General features: G+C 59.0%; 17 protein-coding genes. All 17 read left to right on the forward strand.

The genetic code is table 11. The features are described 5' to 3' along the window. The first annotated feature begins 7 nt into the window (after window positions 1-7). The 17 genes from E0486_RS07130 to E0486_RS07210 all read left to right on the forward strand — a co-directional run bounded on the left by E0486_RS07130 (window position 8) and on the right by E0486_RS07210 (window position 20,051). Complete coding sequence (locus tag E0486_RS07130; RefSeq protein WP_131851463.1) at window positions 8-2,461, forward strand: GumC family protein; 2,454 nt, start codon at window positions 8-10, stop codon at window positions 2,459-2,461. 4 nt (window positions 2,462-2,465) lie between these two features. Next, entirely contained in the window at window positions 2,466-3,434 is a 969-nt protein-coding gene (locus E0486_RS07135; protein ID WP_131851464.1) for an SDR family oxidoreductase, read from the forward strand. Then, complete coding sequence (gene rfbB / locus E0486_RS07140) at window positions 3,431-4,486, forward strand: dTDP-glucose 4,6-dehydratase (protein WP_131851465.1); 1,056 nt, start codon at window positions 3,431-3,433, stop codon at window positions 4,484-4,486. The genes E0486_RS07135 and rfbB overlap by 4 nt, the downstream gene beginning before the upstream one ends. Window positions 4,487-4,683: 197 nt before the next feature. Continuing rightward, window positions 4,684-5,553, forward strand: coding sequence for a glucose-1-phosphate thymidylyltransferase RfbA (gene rfbA / locus E0486_RS07145; RefSeq protein ID WP_131851466.1), 870 nt, complete (start codon window positions 4,684-4,686; stop codon window positions 5,551-5,553). Then, window positions 5,550-6,131: an acyltransferase gene (locus E0486_RS07150; protein ID WP_131851467.1), complete on the forward strand. Its 582-nt coding sequence runs from the start codon at window positions 5,550-5,552 to the stop codon at window positions 6,129-6,131. The genes rfbA and E0486_RS07150 overlap by 4 nt, the downstream gene beginning before the upstream one ends. A 111-nt stretch (window positions 6,132-6,242) precedes the next feature. Then, on the forward strand, window positions 6,243-7,265 hold the full coding sequence (locus E0486_RS07155; protein WP_131851468.1) for a Gfo/Idh/MocA family protein: 1,023 nt from the start codon (window positions 6,243-6,245) through the stop codon (window positions 7,263-7,265). Then, complete coding sequence (locus tag E0486_RS07160; RefSeq protein WP_131851469.1) at window positions 7,255-8,598, forward strand: lipopolysaccharide biosynthesis protein; 1,344 nt, start codon at window positions 7,255-7,257, stop codon at window positions 8,596-8,598. Before E0486_RS07155 ends, E0486_RS07160 begins: the two co-directional genes overlap by 11 nt. Next, window positions 8,595-9,209 carry an imidazole glycerol phosphate synthase subunit HisH gene (gene hisH, locus E0486_RS07165; RefSeq protein ID WP_131851470.1) on the forward strand — a complete coding sequence of 205 codons (615 nt, stop codon included), beginning with the start codon at window positions 8,595-8,597 and terminating at the stop codon, window positions 9,207-9,209. The genes E0486_RS07160 and hisH overlap by 4 nt, the downstream gene beginning before the upstream one ends. Next, the gene (locus E0486_RS07170) at window positions 9,209-9,973 is read left to right on the forward strand and encodes an AglZ/HisF2 family acetamidino modification protein (protein ID WP_131851471.1); all 765 of its coding nucleotides are present in this window, start codon (window positions 9,209-9,211) and stop codon (window positions 9,971-9,973) included. Before hisH ends, E0486_RS07170 begins: the two co-directional genes overlap by 1 nt. A gap of 4 nt (window positions 9,974-9,977) precedes the next feature. Continuing rightward, window positions 9,978-11,147: an N-acetyl sugar amidotransferase gene (locus E0486_RS07175; RefSeq protein WP_131851472.1), complete on the forward strand. Its 1,170-nt coding sequence runs from the start codon at window positions 9,978-9,980 to the stop codon at window positions 11,145-11,147. A 13-nt stretch (window positions 11,148-11,160) separates the two neighbouring features. Beyond that, window positions 11,161-12,213 (forward strand): non-hydrolyzing UDP-N-acetylglucosamine 2-epimerase, encoded by a 1,053-nt coding sequence (wecB, locus tag E0486_RS07180; RefSeq protein WP_131851473.1) that lies wholly within the window; start codon window positions 11,161-11,163, stop codon window positions 12,211-12,213. Beyond that, window positions 12,210-13,367, forward strand: a complete 1,158-nt coding sequence (locus tag E0486_RS07185; protein WP_131851474.1) for a glycosyltransferase — start codon at window positions 12,210-12,212, stop codon at window positions 13,365-13,367. The genes wecB and E0486_RS07185 overlap by 4 nt, the downstream gene beginning before the upstream one ends. Window positions 13,368-13,377: 10 nt before the next feature. Then, entirely contained in the window at window positions 13,378-15,219 is a 1,842-nt protein-coding gene (gene asnB / locus E0486_RS07190; protein WP_131851475.1) for an asparagine synthase (glutamine-hydrolyzing), read from the forward strand. A gap of 121 nt (window positions 15,220-15,340) precedes the next feature. Next, the gene (locus E0486_RS07195) at window positions 15,341-16,237 is read left to right on the forward strand and encodes an NAD-dependent epimerase/dehydratase family protein (RefSeq protein ID WP_131851476.1); all 897 of its coding nucleotides are present in this window, start codon (window positions 15,341-15,343) and stop codon (window positions 16,235-16,237) included. Continuing rightward, the gene (locus E0486_RS07200) at window positions 16,222-17,679 is read left to right on the forward strand and encodes an NDP-hexose 2,3-dehydratase family protein (protein ID WP_131851477.1); all 1,458 of its coding nucleotides are present in this window, start codon (window positions 16,222-16,224) and stop codon (window positions 17,677-17,679) included. Before E0486_RS07195 ends, E0486_RS07200 begins: the two co-directional genes overlap by 16 nt. Window positions 17,680-17,778: 99 nt before the next feature. Then, window positions 17,779-18,744, forward strand: a complete 966-nt coding sequence (locus E0486_RS07205; RefSeq protein ID WP_131851478.1) for a Gfo/Idh/MocA family protein — start codon at window positions 17,779-17,781, stop codon at window positions 18,742-18,744. An 89-nt stretch (window positions 18,745-18,833) separates the two neighbouring features. Continuing rightward, complete coding sequence (locus tag E0486_RS07210; RefSeq protein WP_131851479.1) at window positions 18,834-20,051, forward strand: glycosyltransferase; 1,218 nt, start codon at window positions 18,834-18,836, stop codon at window positions 20,049-20,051. Window positions 20,052-20,096 lie beyond the last annotated feature (45 nt).

Genomic DNA, 20,096 nt, shown 5'->3' on the forward strand with positions numbered 1-20,096 from the left:
AACCTCAATGTCTTCGAACATCCAGGCCACCCGCAGCGACCAGACCGGATTCAACCCGAAAGAGTTTCTCTTCAAGTACCTCCGGTTTTTACCGCTGTTCATCCTGTCGTTGGTCCTTTCACTGATCATCGCCTTCTTCTACCTCCGCTATACGTCGCCGACCTTCCAGTCGCGCGGGGCGCTGGTGCTGACGGAGGACAAATCGAACGCCAACCCCAACGACAAGTTTTCCCAGATCTTCGTGGACGACCGTTCCAAGAATATCAACAATGAGCTCGAATACCTGCGTTCGAAGTCGCTGATGACCCGCGTGGTGGACACCCTCGGGCTCAATGTACAGTACTACGCCAAGGGTAAGATCAAGCAGCTCAACATTTACAAGGACGCGCCCTTCCGCCTCCAGGTGCTGCGCCTTACCGATTCCACCCGCTCCTTCGACCTCGTGTTGAACTTCATCAACGCCGGTTCGTTTCACCTCGGTACCGACAAGAAGAAGACCTACACGGTGGGTGACAACTTCACCACGGCCGACGGCGAGTTTCGCATCGTACCAACGGGTGTGCTGAGCGCCAACAGCCAGTACAGCGTCCGCTACGCCTCGGTGCGCCGCACCGTGGCCGCGCTGCTCGGCGGCCTCACCCCGATCAACAAGGCGGGCTCGGCCGGCATCATCATCCTCACCATGGAGGCCGACAACGCCAAGATGGCCGCCGATGTGGTGAACGAGATCATGGACCAGTACCGCCTCGCTACGGTGGAAGACAAGAACGCCAAGACCCAAAAGACCCTCGACTTCCTCAACGGCCGCCTGGCCATTGTAGGCCGCGAGGTAGACAGCATCAGCCGCCTGGTGAACAACTACCAGCGCGCCAACGGCATCACCGACGCCGAAGCCCAGTCGAGCAACTACATCACCCGTTCTTCGGCTACCGACGACGCTATCCGCGGCATCCAGAGCCAGGTGTCGATCCTCGACATCGTGGACCAGGACCTTCGCAACGCCGGCAAGATCTACGAGCAGGTGCCCTTCTCGCTGGATATCCAGGACGCCACGCTGCAAGAGCAGATCAAGGCCTTCAACAGCCTGCAGGCCGAGCGGAAAAAACTGATCTCGGAAGACAACGTGCCCGTTGCCCACCCGCTGGTGCAACAGGTGCAGGAGCAGATCGCCTCCGGCCGCCGCGGCATCCTGCAGGGCATCGTCAACGTGCGCCGCGCCTTCGGGGCCCAGATCGCCCAGCTGCGCGCTACGAGCGGCGCTATCAAAGGGGAAATGAGCGCCCTGCCCGCCAAGCAGCAGGGACTCGAAGAGCTGAAGCAGGCCCTCCAGACGAAAGCCGACCTCTTTAAATTCCTCAACGAAAAGAAAGAAGAAACCGCCATCTCGCTGGCCGCCACCATCTCCAATACCCGGGTGCTGGAGCAGGCGGAAGTGAGCAAGGCGCCCGTTCGTCCTACCTCGGGCAAGGTGCGCGGCATCGCGCTGCTCATCGGCCTCATGATCCCGCTGCTGTTTGTGCTGGTGCTGGAGATCATGGACGACAAGATCACCTCGCGCAACGACATCGAGCGCCAGACCTCCGCCACCGTGCTCGGCGAGATCGGCCATGCCGGCGCCGAGGAAACCCTCGTGGTGAAGGCGCGCAGCCGCTCTTTCATTGCCGAGCAGTTCCGCATCGTACGCTCCAACCTGCAATATGTGCTCACGGAGGGGCCCAAGAGCGGCAAGGCCCCCGTGCTGCTGATCACCTCCTCGTTCTCGGGTGAGGGTAAATCCTTTGTATCGACCAATATGGGCGCCGTGATGGCCCTCGCCGGCAAGCGCACCGTGATCCTTGAGTTCGACGTACGCAAACCGAAAATCCTCTCCGGCCTCGGCATCACCAAGAAGCCGGGTCTGACCAACTTCATGCTCGGCAAGGCTTCTATCGAAGACCTGCTGGTGCCGGTAGACGGCATCGAGAACCTCTGGGTGCTGCCTTGCGGACCCATCCCGCCGAACCCCGCCGAGCTGCTGCTCGACACCAAGCTCGACGAGCTGTTCAGCTACCTGACCACGCATTACGACTTCCTGGTGATGGACACCGCCCCCGTGGGCATGGTAGGCGACGCGATGACGCTGGCCGCCCGCTATGTGGACATGACCCTCTACATCGTGCGCCAGGGTGTTACCCACAAGAAGCAGCTGGAAATGGTGAACGACTTTTACAAGAGCGGCAAGCTGCCGAAGATGAATATCATCCTCAACGACGTGAAGCTCCGCGCGGGCTATGGCTACTACGGCTACGGCCGATACGGCTATGGCTACGGCTACGGTGGTTCTTACGGTTATGGCTATGGCTACGGCTATGGCTACTACGATGACGATGTGGAGGGCACTTCCTTCATCCGTCGCTGGTTCGGATGGGCGCTCCCTTCCCCGAGCCGCAAGAAAAAGGCTAAGAAAGAAAAGGCAGGATAAGCTTATGCGCATATTGGTAACTGGCGGAGCCGGGTTCATCGGCTCCAACCTTGTAGAAGAACTGCTGCGGCACCCGCAGGTAACGGGGGTACGCGTGCTCGACAACCTGAGCACCGGCTACGCCCACAACCTGAAGGAGTTCGAAAGCGACACCCGCTTCGAGTTCCTGCAGGGCGACATCCGCGACTACGAAACCTGCCTCGCCGCCTGCAAGGATGTGCAACGCATCTCGCACCAGGCGGCCCTGGGCTCGGTGCCGCGGTCGATGGCCGACCCGCTGACCACCAACGCCGTGAACATCACCGGCACTCTTAATATCTTCACGGCCGCCAAGGAAAGCGGCGTGGACCGCGTCGTGTACGCGGCCTCTTCCTCTACCTACGGCGACCATCCCGGCCTGCCCAAGGTGGAAGACCAGATTGGCCGCCCGCTGTCGCCCTACGCTGTGACCAAGTACGTCAACGAGCTTTACGCCCGCGTGTATGCCGATGTTTACGGCACCGCGTTCGTGGGGCTTCGTTATTTCAACGTCTTCGGCCCGCGCCAGGATCCCAACGGCGCCTACGCCGCCGTGATCCCGCTGTTCATGAAGGCCGTGCTCGACAACGAGCCGCCGAAGATCAACGGCGACGGCGAAACGAGCCGCGACTTCACCTACGTGAACAACGCCGTGCACGCCAACATCTGCGCGCTTTTTACAGAGAACGCGGAGGCGCTCAACCAGGTATACAACATCGCCTTCGGCGAGCGCACGACGCTCAACGAGCTGTTCGAAACCATCAAAGGCATCGCCGGCTCCGACCTGGCGCCGATCTACGGCCCCGAGCGCTCCGGCGATGTGCGCCACAGCCTCGCCGACATTACGAAGGCGCGCACCCTGCTGGGCTACGACCCGGCGGTTTCGGTACGCGAAGGCCTCAAGACCGCCTTTGCCTGGTATCGTCAACACCACAACTACTCTTACTCGGTATGAACAAGACCCTCTTCATCACGGGCGGTGCCGGTTTTATCGGCTCGCACGTCGTTCGCCTCTTTGTAACGAAGTATCCCGACTACCGCATCGTGAACCTCGACGCCCTCACCTATGCGGGCAACCTCGAGAACCTCGCCGACATCCAGGACGCGCCCAACTACGTGTTTGAAAAGGCCGATATCGTGGATGCCGCCCGCATCGCGGAGCTGTTTGCCCAGTACCGCCCCGACGGTGTCATTCACCTCGCCGCCGAGTCGCACGTGGACCGCTCCATCGAGTCGCCGCTCGACTTCGTGATGACCAACGTCATCGGTACGGTGAACCTGCTCAACGCCGCCCGCGAGGCCTGGAAAGGGGCCATGGACGGCAAGCGCTTCTACCACGTTTCGACCGACGAAGTGTACGGCGCGCTCGGCGCCGAGGGCCTCTTTACGGAGACGACGCCCTACGACCCGCATTCGCCGTACTCGGCTTCGAAAGCCTCTTCGGATCACTTTGTGCGTGCTTACCACGACACCTACGGGCTGCCGGTGGTGATCACCAACTGCTCGAACAACTACGGGCCGAACCACTTCCCCGAGAAGCTCATCCCGCTGTGCATTCACAACATCATTCACAACAAGCCGCTGCCGGTGTACGGCGACGGCAAGTATACCCGCGACTGGCTCTTTGTAAAAGACCATGCGCGCGCCATCGACCTCGTTTTTCACAAAGGCAAGACCGGCGACACCTATAACATCGGCGGCTTCAACGAGTGGCAGAACATCGACCTGGTGAAGCTGCTCTGCCAGCAGATGGACGAAAAGCTGGGCCGCCCCGCCGGCACGAGCGCGCAGCTCATCACCTTCGTGAAAGACCGCCCCGGCCACGACCTGCGCTACGCCATCGACGCCTCCAAGATCAACAAGGAGCTGGGCTGGTCGCCGAGCGTGACCTTCGAGCAGGGCCTTGCGCTGACCATCGACTGGTACCTCTCCAACGAGGAGTGGCTGAAAAGCGTCACCAGCGGCGCCTATAAAAGCTACTACGAGGGCATGTACGCCGGCCGGTAAGCCTACCTGGGCGTCATTGCGAGCATAGCGAAGCAATCTCATCGCGCCGGGTCTGCCGCCTCATGAGGCCCCGGAGCCAACGAGGGTAAGATTGCTTCGCTTCCCTTCGTTTCGCTCGCAATGACGGTACCGGAGGAACAACGCGGCCAGCGCAGCAATAGACCTAATAAACCAGTTAATTAATCAACTCCTTCTTCATGAAAGGAATTATTCTCGCCGGGGGCAGTGGCACCCGGCTTTACCCCATTACCAAGGCCATCTCGAAGCAGCTGATGCCCATCTACGACAAGCCGATGGTGTATTACCCGCTGTCGATCCTGATGATGGCCGGCATCCGCGAGATCCTGATCATCACCACGCCCGAAGACCACAGCCAGTTCAAGCGGTTGCTCGGCGACGGATCGCAGGTGGGCTGCCGCTTTGAGTATGCCGTGCAGGAAGTGCCCAACGGCCTCGCGCAGGCCTTTGTGATCGGTGCCGACTTTATCGGCGACGACAAAGTGGCGCTGGTGCTGGGCGACAACATCTTCTTCGGCGCCGGCCTCGGCCGACAGCTGCAGGAGCTCAACGACGTGGAGGGCGCCTACGTGTTTGCCTACGCCGTGAGCGACCCCGAGCGCTATGGGGTGGTGGACTTCGATGAGGCCCAGAACGTGCTGTCGATCGAGGAAAAGCCCGCACAGCCCAAAAGCAACTACGCCGTTCCCGGCCTGTATTTCTACGACAACGAGGTGGTACAGATCGCCCGCGACCTGCAGCCCTCGCCCCGCGGCGAATACGAGATCACCGATGTGAACAAGGAATACCTCCGCCGCGGCCAACTGAAGGTATCGGTGCTGCAGCGCGGCACCGCCTGGCTCGACACGGGCACCTTCGACTCGCTCAACGACGCTTCCGAGTTCGTGCGCGTGATCGAAAAGCGCCAGGGCCATAAGATCGGCTGCATCGAGGAGATCGCCTACATCATGGGCTACATCACGGCCGACGAACTGAAGCAGCAGGCCGACGCCCTCATCAAGAGCGGCTACGGCGCCTATCTCCACCACGTATTAAAAATGAATCAATGAGTGACCAACAGTACTACGCACACCCCTCGGCCATCGTTGACGAAGGCTGCGTTATCGGTGCCGGCACCAAGATCTGGCACTTCAGCCACGTGATGCCCAACTGCGTCATCGGCGAAGGCTGCAACATCGGCCAGAACGTGGTGGTGAGCCCCAAGGTAACCCTGGGCCGCAACGTGCGCGTGCAGAACAATGTTTCCATTTACGAAGGCGTCATCTGCGAAGACGACGTGTTTCTCGGCCCCTCGATGGTGTTCACCAACGTGATCAACCCGCGCAGCGCCGTTAGCCGCAAGAGCGAATACAAGCAAACGCTGGTGCGCCGCGGTGCCTCCATCGGCGCCAACGCTACGATCGTGTGCGGCAACGAGATCGGCGAGTTCGCCTTCATCGGTGCCGGCGCCGTAGTAACGAAGCCCGTGCCTGCTTACGCCCTCGTGGTGGGCAACCCCGCCCGCCAGACCGGCTGGATGAGCGAGTTCGGCCACAAGCTGAAGTTCGACGCCAACGGCAGCGCCAAATGCGACGAGAGCGGCGAAGGCTACGAGCTGAAGGAAGGCAAGGTGCGGAAGCTGTCCTGAAGGCAGGAAAGACGCCAACAGTGAGACGCACATGGTGCGTCTATACCAACGTAGGAAACAAGATGTAAAGACGCGCGATGCGCGTCTCCCAATAGACCCATAAACGAATCCATGTCAGACAAAAAGATCCGCTTTGCCGTCATCGGCTGCGGCCACATCGGGAAGCGCCATGCCGAGATGATCGACCGTAACGACGAAAGCGAGCTCGTAGCCCTCATCGACATCAAGGAACCCACCGCGCTCGGCATCGACAAGTACAACGTACCGGTATTTACGTCGCTCGAAGCTTTCTTCGACGCGGGTATCGAGGTGGATGTAATCAACATCGCCACGCCCAACGGCTACCACGCCGAGCATGCCCTCAAGTCGCTCGAGCACAAAAAGCACGTAGTGGTGGAGAAGCCCATGGCCCTCCGCCGCACCGATGCAGAGAAGGTGATTTACAAGGCGCTCAACGTGCACCGCCACGTGTTTGCCGTGATGCAGAACCGCTACTCGCCGCCGTCCGTCTGGATCAAAGACATGGTGGAGTCGGGGCGCCTCGGCAAGATCTACATGGTGCAGCTGAGCTGTTACTGGAACCGCGACGACCGTTATTACAAGGCCGACTCCTGGCACGGTAAGAAAGACCTCGACGGGGGCACGCTGTTCACCCAGTTCTCGCACTTCATCGACCTGATGTACTGGCTCTTTGGCGACATCGAGCATATCCGCGGCCGCATGGCCTGCCACAACCACCAGCACCTGACCGAATTCGAGGACAGCGGCTCGGTGAGCTTCGACTTCGTCAACGGCGGCCAGGGTGTGCTCAACTTCTCCACCTCGGTGTGGGACAAGAACCTGGAGAGCTCCATGACCATCGTGGCTGAGCACGGCACGGTAAAAGTGGGCGGCCAGTACATGGACAAGGTGGAATACTGCCACGTAAAGGACTACGAAATGCCGGAGCTCGAGCCGACCAATCCCGGCAACGACTACGGCGCTTATAAAGGCTCGGCGCAGAACCACCACTACGTGATCGACAACGTGGTGGACGTGCTGCAGAACCGCGCCACCATCACCACCAATGCCCTCGAGGGCCTCAAAGTCGTAGACATCATCGAAAGAATCTACAAGGAAACAGATGCTCGGTAGTATCCTGCAGAAATTCCGCAGCTCGGACTTCTCGAAGAACACGTTCATCATCATGTTGGGAACGATCTTCTCGCAGTTCGTGCTGATCGCGGCCACACCCTGGCTGTCGCGCATTTACACGCCCGACGAGTTCGGGCTGTACGGGATGTTCATCGGTATGGCCATGCTGCTCGGATCGGCCATGACGCTGCGGTACACCATTGCCATCATGATTGCCGACACGAGCGAGAAGGCCCACGACGTGGTGAAGCTTTGCCTCCTGCTTTCGGTGTGCATTACCGTGATACTCACCGGCGTGGCGGCCGTGTTTTACGCACCGCTGCAAGGGCTGCTCAACCTGAAGGACATTGGTTATTACCTCATACTGCTGCCGGTGTATGCCGGCGTGCTGGGGATCAACGAAACGCTCTTCAGCTGGCTCAACCGCAACAAGGCCTACAACTACATTTCGATCAACCGCATCGTGACGTCGTCGCTGACGCTGGCCACCACGCTGCTGTGGGGCTACTTTGTAGACCGCACGGCGCACGGGCTCATCATGGGCTCGCTGGTAGGGCAGGGGATGGGTACGGTGCTGCTGTTTTTCCGGGGCCTCCGCTTCCGCCCGTTCGATTTTCATATCGACCTTCCGCGTATCCGCGCCATGGCGCGCCAGTACCGGTCGTTCCCGATCTATACGCTGCCTTCGGAGTTCATCAACATCTTCACCAACCAGCTGCCGGTGTTCATGCTCAACAGCCTCATGAAGAACTCCGCCGCCGCGGGCAACTTCAGCATGACCAACCGGGTGCTCGGCATTCCGCTGGTGTTTGTATCGAATTCGATCTCGGAAGTGTTCCGCCAGAAGGCAGCCGACGAGTACCGCCTGAAAGGCACCTGTCGCCCGCTGTTCCTGAAAACCACGGGCGCCCTGGCGGCCATGGGAATCATTCCTTTCGCGGTGCTGTTCTTCTTCGGTCCGCAGATCTTCACCTTCGTGCTGGGCCCCAAGTGGACGCAGGCCGGTGAATATGCCCGCGTCCTGGCACCGCTCTTCTGCCTCAAGTTCATCGTCAGCCCGATGACTGTTACCTTTTTCATCGCCCAGAAGCAGCGCGTGGACTTTTACATCCACATCGCGATGCTGACGCTGACGGCGGCACCGTTCTACATTGCCAACTATTATTACCACAATACGTACTATGCGCTGATCGGCTTTTCGCTGGCCTACAGCCTCATATACCTACCCTATTTCTATTTATCTTTAAAGTTTGCCACCAACGAAGCGCACACGCCTCCTCCGCAGGACCCGGTTGTGGTGCCCGGCCTGGTGAGTCAACCCGAAACGATATGATCGCGATCATTGATTACGGTATCGGCAACCTGTTGTCGGTAAAGAATATGCTGAAGAAGGCGGGCGTGACGGATGCCGTCATCACCGGCGACCCCGGAGAAGTGCGCCGGGCCGATCGGATCATCCTGCCCGGTGTGGGTCACTTCGACTACGGCATGCGCAAGCTGAAAGCTTCACCGGCCTTCGACGAGCTCAATCGCAAAGCCCTCGAGGAGAAAGTCCCGGTACTGGGCATCTGCCTCGGCGCTCAGCTGCTCACCAACGGTTCCGAAGAAGGCACCGAGCCCGGTCTCGGCTGGATCGACGCCGATACGGTGCGCTTCGAGGTGGACCAGCTGGCCGAGCGTCTTCCCATCCCGCACATGGGTTGGTCGGAGATCGACTTCACGCCGCACCCGCTTTTTGAAGGCATGTACGCCGAGCCGCGCTTTTATTTCGTACACTCTTTTTACCTGAAGCCGAAAGACGACGCCAACAAGCTGTGCATGGCGCGCTACGGTCACCCCTTTGCCGCAGGCATCCAGCGCGACAACATCATGGGCGTGCAATTTCACCCTGAGAAAAGCCACAAGTTCGGCCTCAGGCTTTTGGAAAACTTTTCCCGTCTGTAATGAGAAGAATCCGTGTCATACCGGTGCTGCTGATCCACGAAGGTGGGTTGGTGAAATCCGTGAAGTTTAAGAACTACCAATACGTAGGCGATCCCATCAACGCGGTGAAGATCTTCAACGATAAGGAGGTGGACGAGATCTGCATTCTCAACATCTCCAACAGCAAGGCGAAGAAGGGCCCGGACATCCAGGCCGTAGCCGACATCGTGAGCGAGGCCTTCATGCCCGTGGCTTACGGCGGCGGCGTGACCACGATGGAGCAAGCGGAAAAACTTTTTTACAACGGCGTGGAAAAGATCGTGCTGAACTATGCCACGGTTACCAACCCGCAGCTGATCACCGACATCGCCAAACGCTACGGCAACCAGGCGGTGCTCGTAAGTATCGACTATAAAAGCAACTGGCTTGGCAAAAGCGGCGTGTATACGCTCAACGGCAGCGAAGCCGTGAAGCGCACACCGGTGGAGATGGCCCAATTCGTGGAAAGCCTCGGCGCCGGCGAGATCATGCTCAACAGCATCGAGCGCGACGGTACTTATGCGGGCTACGACCTCGACACGCTGGAAAAGGTAGTGGCAGCCGTCAACATCCCGGTGATCGCCTGTGGCGGCGCGGGCTCGGTCGACGATTTCCGCAAAGCTGTTTCGAAAGGCGCGTCGGCGGTGGCCGCCGGCAGCATGTTCGTGTTTCAGCGCCCCCACAATGCCGTACTGATCTCCTACCCACCCTACCAACAATTACAAGAAACATTAAACGCACAATAAGCTTATGTTCCATTGGTCGTATAACGAAGAGAACCTGAGGCAGAATCCTGTCGTAAATGGCGGCAGACCTTACCAGCAGTGCACCAAGACCGTGATGGACACCATCATGGACCCGGATATCACCTTCGACGAAGACGGTGTATGCAACTACTACCACAACTACATGAACCAGGTGGACAAGGTGGTGTTCAAAGGCGCGGAAGGCGACCGGCGCATCGAGGAAATGGTGCGTACGCTGAAAGCCAACCAGAAAGGAAAATACGACTCCATCATCGGTCTCAGCGGCGGTGTAGACAGCACCTACATGGTGTACAAGGCCAAGGAATGGGGCATCAACCCACTCGTGGTGCACTTCGATTATGGCTGGAACCTCGAGCTGGCCGTGCAGAACATTGAGCAAACGCTCAAGCATGCAGGCCTGGAATTGTATACCTACGTAATGAACTGGGAAGACTTCAAGCACCTGCAGCGCGCCTACTTCAAGGCGGGCGTGCTCGACCTCGACGTGCCGGCCGACCACCTCATCTTTGCCGCCCTCAACATGGTGGCCAAGAAATTCAACATCAAGTACCTGCTGAAAGGCTACAACTTCCAGTCGGAGGCCATCCTGCCCCGCACCTGGAACTACAACCGCAAGTTCGACCTGAAAAACCTGCAGGACATCAACCGCCAGTTCGGCGAGCGCAAGCTGAAAGACCTGCCGAAGCTCGGTCTCTGGCAGCAGATCTACTACGAGCGCATCTACAACCTGAAAAGCTTTTCGCCCCTCAACAACTTCGACTACAACAAGGAAGCCTGCAAGAAAGAGCTCATCGAAAAGATCGGCTGGGTAGACTATGGCGGTAAGCACTTTGAGAATGTGTTTACGCGTTTTTACCAGGGCTACATTCTTCCCACGCGCTTCGCCATCGACAAGCGCAAGGCGCACCTCAGCACGCTCATCTGCAGCGGCCAGGCAACCCGCGAAGAAGCCCTCACCGAGCTCCAGCGTCCTCCTTACGACCTGAAAGTGATGCAGGAAGATTATGTATATGTTTCAAAGAAGCTCGGGTTCAGCGAAGCGGAATTCGACCAATGCCTCACCGGGCCGATCCGCCGCCACGACGAATTCAAAGAGGAAGTGAAGCTCCAGAATTTCCTGAGCAAAGCTGCCAAACTCATCATCCGTAAATAAGCCACTGCATAGCATGAAGATCATTTCCATCATCGGCGCGCGTCCGCAGTTCATCAAGCACGCGCCCGTTTCGCTGGCCCTGAAGAAAAAGTTCCAGTCCCTTTCCATCCATACCGGTCAGCACTACGACGAAAACATGAGCAAGGTCTTCTTCGACGAGATGAAGATCGACCGCCCGGATTTCATGCTCGACATGGGCAAGGCTACGCGCCACGGTGCGCAGACGGCCGTAATGCTCCAGCAGATCGAAGAGATCCTGATCAACGAGAAGCCGGGAGCGGTGTTGCTATATGGCGATACCAATTCGACGGTCGCGGGGGCGCTCGCCGCGGCGAAGCTGGGTATCGGCATCATCCACATCGAAGCCGGCCTGCGCAGCTACAACCGCCACCTGCCCGAGGAAATCAACCGCGTGATGACCGACCACCTGTCGCAGCTGCTGTTTGCGCCTACGGCCAACGCGGTGGAAAACCTGAAGAAGGAAGGCATCACCAAGGGCGTATTCCAGACCGGCGACGTGATGTGCGATGCCGTGCGGATGACGACGCCGTACCTCGAGCGCAAAGCCGACGGCAACTACTACTTCGTAACGCTGCACCGCCCCTACAATACCGACGAGCCCGGGCGCCTGCGCGCCATTCTCACCGAGCTCAACGGCCTCGGCAAGAAAGTGATCTTCTCCATCCACCCGCGCACGTCCAACAACATGACGAAGTGGAACATGGACCCGGCGCAGTTCGCCAACGTGGAATTCATTCCGCCGGTGGGCTACCGCGAATGCCTGTCGTACCAGACCTACAGCGACGCCGTGATCACCGACTCGGGCGGCATCCAGAAGGAGGCCTATATGCTGCACAAGAAAGCCATCACGCTCCGCTCGGAAACCGAGTGGATCGAAACGATGAAAGGCGGCGCCAATACCCTGGTATTCGACAACCTCTCCGACATCTCGAAGGTGCTGGGCGAAAAGAACCACATCGAGTTCGAAGACGCTTACGGCGACGGCCATGCTGCCGAGGAGACTGCCGACATTATTGAAAAAAATATTTCCCTGCTCAGCATATGAGTCAAAAGAAAGGCCTGCTCATCTTCCCGATCCTGAAAGACCTCAACGCGGCCGACGGGATCCTGGTGAAGAATGCCGGGATCCAGAAAGGCTTCGAAGAGAACAACATTCCTGTAGATGTACTGGAGTTCAACTCGCAGGGCGTTTTCAACGGCAGCGAGAAGGTGTATTCGTTCTCGACGGGTCGCTACGGCCGCATCTACCAGTTTTACGTCAGTGCCTGGAATGCGATCGCACGCTACGTGGCAAAGAAGCGCTACGACTTCATCTGGTTCCGCGTGCCGCTGCTGACGCCGTTCATCGCCGACTTCGTGGCCTACGTGCGCAAGCAGCTCCCCGACTGCCAGATCATTCTCGAATACGGCGGCTATCCCTACGAGAACGAGCTGCAGGGGTTCCGCAAGAAGTTTTACCTGATGAACAAGCGCTTCGAAAAGAAGCTGCACGGCAATGCCGACTTCATCATCACCTACCTCGGACAGGAGTCGGTGGACGGCCTGCCGAACATTCCCATCGGCAACGGCATCGACATTGATAAGATCCGCATGGTGCAGGGGCAGCCGCCGCTGAACGAAGGCATCCAGATGATCTCGGTATCGAGCCTCAAGAAGTGGCATGCCTACGACCGCATCATTGAAGGGATGGCCACCTACGTGCGCCGCCCCGACGCGAAGAAGATCGTGTTTCACGTGATCGGGATGGGGCCGGAGTACGAGCGCCTTACCGGCCTCGTAGCCCAGCACCAGCTGCAGGACTACGTGATCTTCCACGGCAACAAGATCGAGTCGGAGCTCGACACCCTTTACGACCAGGGCCACGTGGCCATTTGCACGATGGGCTTCCACCGGGTGGGGGTGAGCACCTCCAGCTCGCTGAAGAACCGCGAGTATTTCGCACGCGGCCTGCCCATCGTTGTGTCCATTCCCGACGAAGACATGCCCGTGGACCTGCCGTCGGTGCTGGAAGTGCCGGCCGACGAAAGCCCGGTAGACATTGAAGCCATTGTACGGTTCACCGAAAAGGTGTACGAAGACCCGAACGCGGGTCGCAACATCCGCGCCTGGGCCGAAGACAAGGTGACCTGGAAAAGCAAAGTGCGGACTGTGCTCGAATTCCTGGAGAAGCACAAGCGCCCTGTAGCCATTAACTCTTAATACCATCGATATGTGCGGCATTGCCGGATTTTTCACGAAGGGCAGCACGCGCCCGCAACTGCAGGAGGCCACCGATACCATGGTGCACCGCGGTCCCGACGCGGGCGGCTATTTCTATGACGACTGCGGCATCGGCCTCGGTCACCGCCGCCTTTCCATCATCGACCTTTCCGAAGGCGCGCACCAGCCGATGTATTCGGCCGACGAGCGCTATGTAATGATCTACAACGGCGAGGTGTACAACTTCCAGGAACTCCGGGCGAAGCTGCCCGACCACGCCTGGAAAACACATGGCGACTCTGAAGTGGTGCTGGAGCTTTTCGTGCGCTACGGCCCCGAGAGCTTTGCCTGGCTCAATGGTATGTTCGCCGTGGGCATCTACGACAAGCAGACCGAGCAGCTCACCATCGCCCGCGATCCCGTCGGCATCAAGCCCCTGTATTACTATTATGACGGCACTTCCTTCAGCTTTTCTTCGGAGCTGAAGTCCATCAAGCAACTGTATCCCAACCTCGCTGTCAACCGCGAGGCGATCCCGTATTTCCTGCACCTGGCCTACATCCCGGTGCCGCTGACGATCTACAAGGACGTCTATAAATTCCCTTCGGGACACTACCTGGAAGTGTCGCTGAAAGACGGCGCGCCGAAGCTTTCCGAGGCGCGTCCCTTCTGGCAGGTGAGCCAGCACATCAAATCCGAAACGATCTCCGACGAGGCGCAGGCCAAGAGCGGACTCAAAGACATTCTCTTCGGCGCCGTACAGCGCCAGCTGATCTCCGACGTGCCCTCGGGAACGTTCCTGAGCGGCGGCATCGACAGCAGTACCGTGACGGCCATCGCCACGAAAGTGTCGGACACGAAGATCAAGACCTTCTCCATTGCCGTGGTGGACGGAAAGGTGAACGAGGCGCCCTACGCCGCGGCCATCGCCAAATACCTCGGCACGGAGCACTACGAGCTGCCCATTCACCAGAAGGATATTCTCGACATGGTGCCCGACCTGCTGAGCGTGTACGACGAGCCCTTCGGCGACACGTCGGCGTTCCCCACGATGCTCGTGAGCAAGCTGGCGCGCCAGCACGTGACCGTGGCCCTCAGCGGCGACGGTGGCGACGAGCAGTTTTACGGCTACGGCACCTACACCTGGGCCCAGCGCCTGCAGAACCCCCTGCTGCGCGCCCTCCGCAAGCCGCTCTACGCGGCCAGCCGCCTCGCGCCCGATTACTACCGCAAGGCCGGACGCATGCTCGGCTATGAAAACGATTCGATCCTCAAGAGCCATATCTACGGGCAGGACTATTTCCACAGCAACGAGCTGAAGCGCCTGCTCACCTTCAACGGCTATTCCTTCGACGGCCTCAACAAGGACGTCGAGAGTGTCCGCTCCCTGAGCGCACGCGAGAAGCAATCCTTCTGGGACATGGCCTATTACCTGCAGGACGACCTGCTGGTGAAGGTGGACCGCGCCTCGATGAAGTATTCGCTCGAAACGCGCGTGCCCCTGCTCGACCTTGAAGTGCTGAAGTTTTCGCTCAACCTCCACGAGAGCCTCAAGGAAAAGAACGGCGAGCGCAAATACCTGCTCAAACAGGTGCTCTACGACCTGGTGCCGGCGAAATATTTCGACCGTCCCAAATGGGGCTTCGGCATCGCGCTCGACAAAGCGCTGCTCAACGAGCTGCGGCCGCTGGTAGAGCAATACCTCACGAAGGCTGTCATCGACAAGCACGGCCTGGTGCACGCCCGCGAAGCGCTGGCGCTCAAAGACCGATTCTACAAAGGCGAAAATTCTTCCTACTTCCGCGTGTGGCTGCTCACGGTGCTGCACTGGTGGATGGAGGAGAACGGGTAGCGGGTTTATTGGTCTATTGGTTTATTAGTTTATTGGTAAGCCTGTACTTCGTAAACATTTACTTAGCGTCTTCGCGTCTTTGCGTCTTCGCGTGAATGGCCGCTTGCGGCCAACTGAAACGATGAATAAAGTAGCGGTATTTGGATCTAATGGCTACCTCGGCCAGCACATGGTGCACTATTTGCTGCGCGAAAAAGGCGCTGTCGTAACCGGTTTCGACCTCGCCGACGCGTACGCGGGCAGCGACTCCATTGCCTATCGTAGAATGGACATCACGAAGCCCGCCGACGTGCAGACGCTCGAAGAAGGCTTCGACACGATCTACTACTTCACCGGTCTTACCGGAACGGATATTTCGTTTGACCGTTACGAGCTGTTCGTGAGCGTCAACGAGCTCGGGCTGCTCCACCTGCTGCAGCATCTGCGCGGGATGGAGAAGAAGCCCAAGATCGTGTTTCCCTCCACGCGCCTCGTGTACAAAGGCGCCGAAGGCAAGCCGCTGGCGGAGGACGATGAAAAAGAATTCAAGACCATCTATGCGTCTTCGAAATACAATGGCGAGCAGTACCTCGCAATGTACCGCAACCTGTTCGGCCTCGACTACACAGTGTTCCGCGTGTGCGTGCCCTACGCCAACCTGGTGGCGGGCGCGCTGTCGTACGGCACGGTAGGCTTCTTTCTCGGCAAGGCGCAAAACGGCGAAGCCATCTCGCTCTTCGGCGACGGCGGGCTGAAGCGCACCTTCACCCACGTGTGGGACATCTGCCGCCAGGTGGTGGAAGTGTCGGCGCTGCCCGAAAGCAGCGGCTGCGTGTTCAACACCGACGGCGAGACCTTCTCGCTCAAAGAAGCCGCGGGGCTTATCGCCGGCAAATACGGTGTGGAGCTCCGGTACGTACCCTGGCCCGAAAAGGCACTGCAGCTCGAATCGGGCGATACGATCTTCGACGGCAGCCGCATCCGCAGCCTATTTCCCAACACCCTCACCTTTTCCCTCCAAGAATGGATACACGCATAAGCGCCGCGCCGCAGCCGACCTTTAATCAAAATGCGCAGCTGCTCTTCCTGCAGTCGGCCCTCACGCTCGACAACCCCTTCAACAGCACGCAGCAAGTGCTGGCGTGGGTGCAGGAACGCAACCGCCAGGTAACCGTCAACATCGAGCGTATTCCGTTTGCGCAGATGCGCAACTGGTTCATCGATGCGGAGCAGACCAAGCTGCAGCACAGCTCGGGTTCCTTCTTCTCCATCGAAGGCATCAACGTGCGCACCAACGCGGGCCCGGTGCCCGACTGGGACCAGCCCATCATCAACCAGCCGGAAATCGGCTACCTGGGCATCATTACCAAAGAATTCAACGGCATCTTATACTTCCTGCTGCAGGCCAAGATCGAGCCGGGCAACGTGAACAACGTACAGCTGTCGCCCACGCTGCAGGCCACCAAAAGCAATTACACGAAGGTGCACCAGGGCAAAACGCCCAACTACCTTGAGTACTTCACCGACCGTGGCCGCTGCGAGATCCTTCTCGACCAGCTGCAGAGTGAACAGGGTGCCCGCTTCCTGAAAAAGCGCAACCGCAACATCATTATCAAAACCACCGAAGACATTCCCGTACTCGAAGACTACTGCTGGCTCACCCTGGGCCAGGTAAAGGAACTGATGCGGATGGACAACGTGGTGAATATGGACACGCGTACCGTTATCTCGGGCATTTCCTACGGCAATCACTCCGACGAAACGGTCCGCTTTTACAACCTCGTGAACCGACCGGGCGCCTCCGCCGGTCCGCGGTTCCTGGCTTCGGAGCTAAATGCCCAGGTGGCGCTGCATACTTCTGACGAGATCATTCACTGGTTCACCAACCTGAAGGCCCGCTACGACCTCCTGATCAAAAGCCTGCCGCTGCATAGCGTGCGCGACTGGGTGATCGAGGATGCGCAGATCCGTCACAAGGATAATAAGTTCTTCCGTGTGGTAGGCGTGCACGTAGAAATCGGCAATCGCGAGGTAACGAGCTGGGATCAGCCGCTCATCGAACCGGTTCAGGAAGGCATCTGCGCCTTTATCGTAAAAGAGATCCACGGCCTGCTGCACTTCCTGGTGCAGGCCAAGGTGGAGAGCGGCAACTTCGATATCCTGGAGATGGCGCCGACCGTGCAGTGCATCACGGGCTCGTACCGCAACGAGAGCAGCCTGCAGAACCTTCCCTACCTGAGCTACGTGCTCGAGGCCGCACCCGAAACGGTGGTGTTCGATACGCTGCAGTCGGAGGAAGGCGGCCGCTTTTACCGCGAGCAGAACCGCAACATGATCCTGATGGCCGGTCCCGATTTCCCCGAAGAAACACCGGAGAACTATACCTGGATGACGCTCAACCAGCTGAAGACCTTTATCAAGTTCAATAACTACCTGAACATACAGGCGCGCAGCCTTATTGCCGCGATCAGCTTTCAGTGAGCAGGTGAACGGGTGAACAGGTGCGTGGTGTGCGCAACGTAAAGCTCACTTGCTGACGCGCTCACTACTTTGCGTACTTACTAAAATCTTTGCAACCTTATGAAATGGGGAGTACTCGGAGCCGCCAACATTGCGCTCCGCTCGGTGATGCCGGCCATTCAGGCGATCCCGGAAAATGAACTGGTAGCTATCGCCAGCCGCAGCCAGGCGAACGCCGACGAGGTCGCGGCGCCTTTCGGCATTGCCGGCCTGGGCAGCTACGATGCGCTGCTCGACGTGGACAGCATCGAAGCGGTGTATATCCCGTTGCCCAACAGCCTCCACTACGAGTGGGTGACCAGGGCCCTCGAGGCGGGCAAGCACGTGCTGGTAGAAAAGTCGGCGTTTGTGTCGCTGGAGGAAGCCGAAAAGGCCGTGGCCCTCGCCCGCAGCAAGGGACTGGCCATCGTGGAGAACTTCCAGTTTCAACACCACCTCCAGCACCGCGTCGTGCGGCAGCTGCTGCAGGAAGGCGCCATCGGCGAGGTGCGCTCGATCCGCGCCTCCTTCGGCTTTCCGCCCTTTGGCGGCGACGCCAACATCCGCTATAAAAAGGAACTCGGCGGCGGCGCCCTCCTCGACTCCGGCGCCTATACGCTGAAGGCAACCAGCTTTCTTTTCGGGAACAACTTCAACGTGAAAGCGGCACAGCTTTCCTACAACGGGCAATACGGTGTCGACTGGTTTGGCGGCGCGTTCCTCGTAGACGAAGCGCAGGGCCTTTTTTCGGAAGTGGCCTGGGGCTTCGAAAACTTTTACCAGTGTAACTACGAAATCTGGGGCAGCGCCGGCAAGCTGACGGCCACACGTGCCTATACGGCCAAGGCCGACTTTCAGCCCTCCCTGATCCTGGAGCAGGCCGGCGGCACGCGCGAGCTGAAGCTCGAAGCCGACGATCACTTCAACAACATGCTGTTGCACTTCAACCGTATTATTACGGACGGCCGCAGCGAAGAAGAGCTGGAGAATATCCTTGTGCAGGCGCGCCTCATCGACGGCGTGCAGCGGCTGGGTGGCTGGCGCTAGAGGCGTGAGGCGTGAGGCGTGAGGCGTGAGGCGTGAAAATTTGGTAGCGTACAAGGTACCAATTACCTAATAAACCAATCAACTCTTACTTGAACATACTCGTACTGGTGCAGGAATTCGGGCAGGGCGGCGCCGAGAAGGTGGCCGCCATGGTGGCGCAGCTGCTGCAGGAGCGCGGCCGCGGCCGTGTGTTCTTTTACGCCCTCAACCGCGGCGGCAGCATCCCGGTGATTGAAGGCGTAGAATGCGGATCGCTCGACATCGTACCGCGCGGCGGGATCAAGGGGAAACTGGGCACGTACCGCGAGCGCTTCGGCCGGCTGGCGCGCCTCAAGAAGGAAAAGCAAATCGACCTCAGCATCTCGCAGCTCTGGCCGGTAGACTGGATCTCGGCGCTCACCGGCAACGAGCGCAAGGTGGCCGTGATGCAGATCAATATCCTCAACAACGACCAGAACAAAGCGATGGTGCGGATGCGCCCGCTGGTGTCGTATATCTACAGGAAGTTCAACCGCATCGTGCTGGGCTCGGCCAACCTCGTGCCGGAGCTCGAAGGCTTCTTCCGCATACCGAAAGAGAAGCTGCAGGTGATCTACAACCCGATCGACACGGCGCTCATCGACCGCAACCGCGCCGAGCCGCTGCCGTACCGCCTCGAAGAAGTGTATGCACAACACCGCGTGCTGGTGGCGGCCCACCGGCTGGCGCCCATCAAGAATACCGAGTCGCTGTTTCCCATTTACAAAGGCTTGCCGAAGGAGGCCAACCTGAAGCTGCTGCTCATCGGCGAAGGCGAGGAGAAAGAACGCCTGCAGCGCGATGCGGCCGCCGCCGGCCTGCGCACGACGCAGTGCGAAAGTGCGGACTTCGATGCCACTGCAGACGTCTACTTTCTCAACTTTCAAAGGAACATCCACAACCTCATTGGCCGCTCCGCCGCCTTCGTGTTTCCCACGAAAGGAGAGGGATTGCCGCTGGGATTGCTCGAAGCCCTGTATAGCGGTGCCCCTGCGCTGGTGAGTGATTGCGCCAACGGTGGTGTATTCGAAGTGCTGCAGGGGAAAGGCGAATGGAAGCCCGGGCGCCGCAGCCCAGAAGAAGCGAGCGGTTCTTTCCTGATGCCCGTGCCCGCCGAAGGCGACGCCGAGAGCATCCAAAGCTGGCAGCAGCAGCTCCTCGCTGTCGTTAATGCCGATGAAGCCACGAAAGCGCGGCGGGCCGCACAGGGCCGCGCGCGGGCCAAAGACTTCGATAAAGAAAGCATCCGGAAAGACTGGTATACCCTGGTTGATGGGGTAATGGGATAATGGGGTAATGAGGAGGCGGAGTTCACAACTACAAACTATAAACTA

Origin of the sequence: Flaviaesturariibacter aridisoli, from assembly GCF_004343705.1 — a bacterium.
Taxonomy (GTDB): domain Bacteria; phylum Bacteroidota; class Bacteroidia; order Chitinophagales; family Chitinophagaceae; genus Flavisolibacter; species Flavisolibacter aridisoli.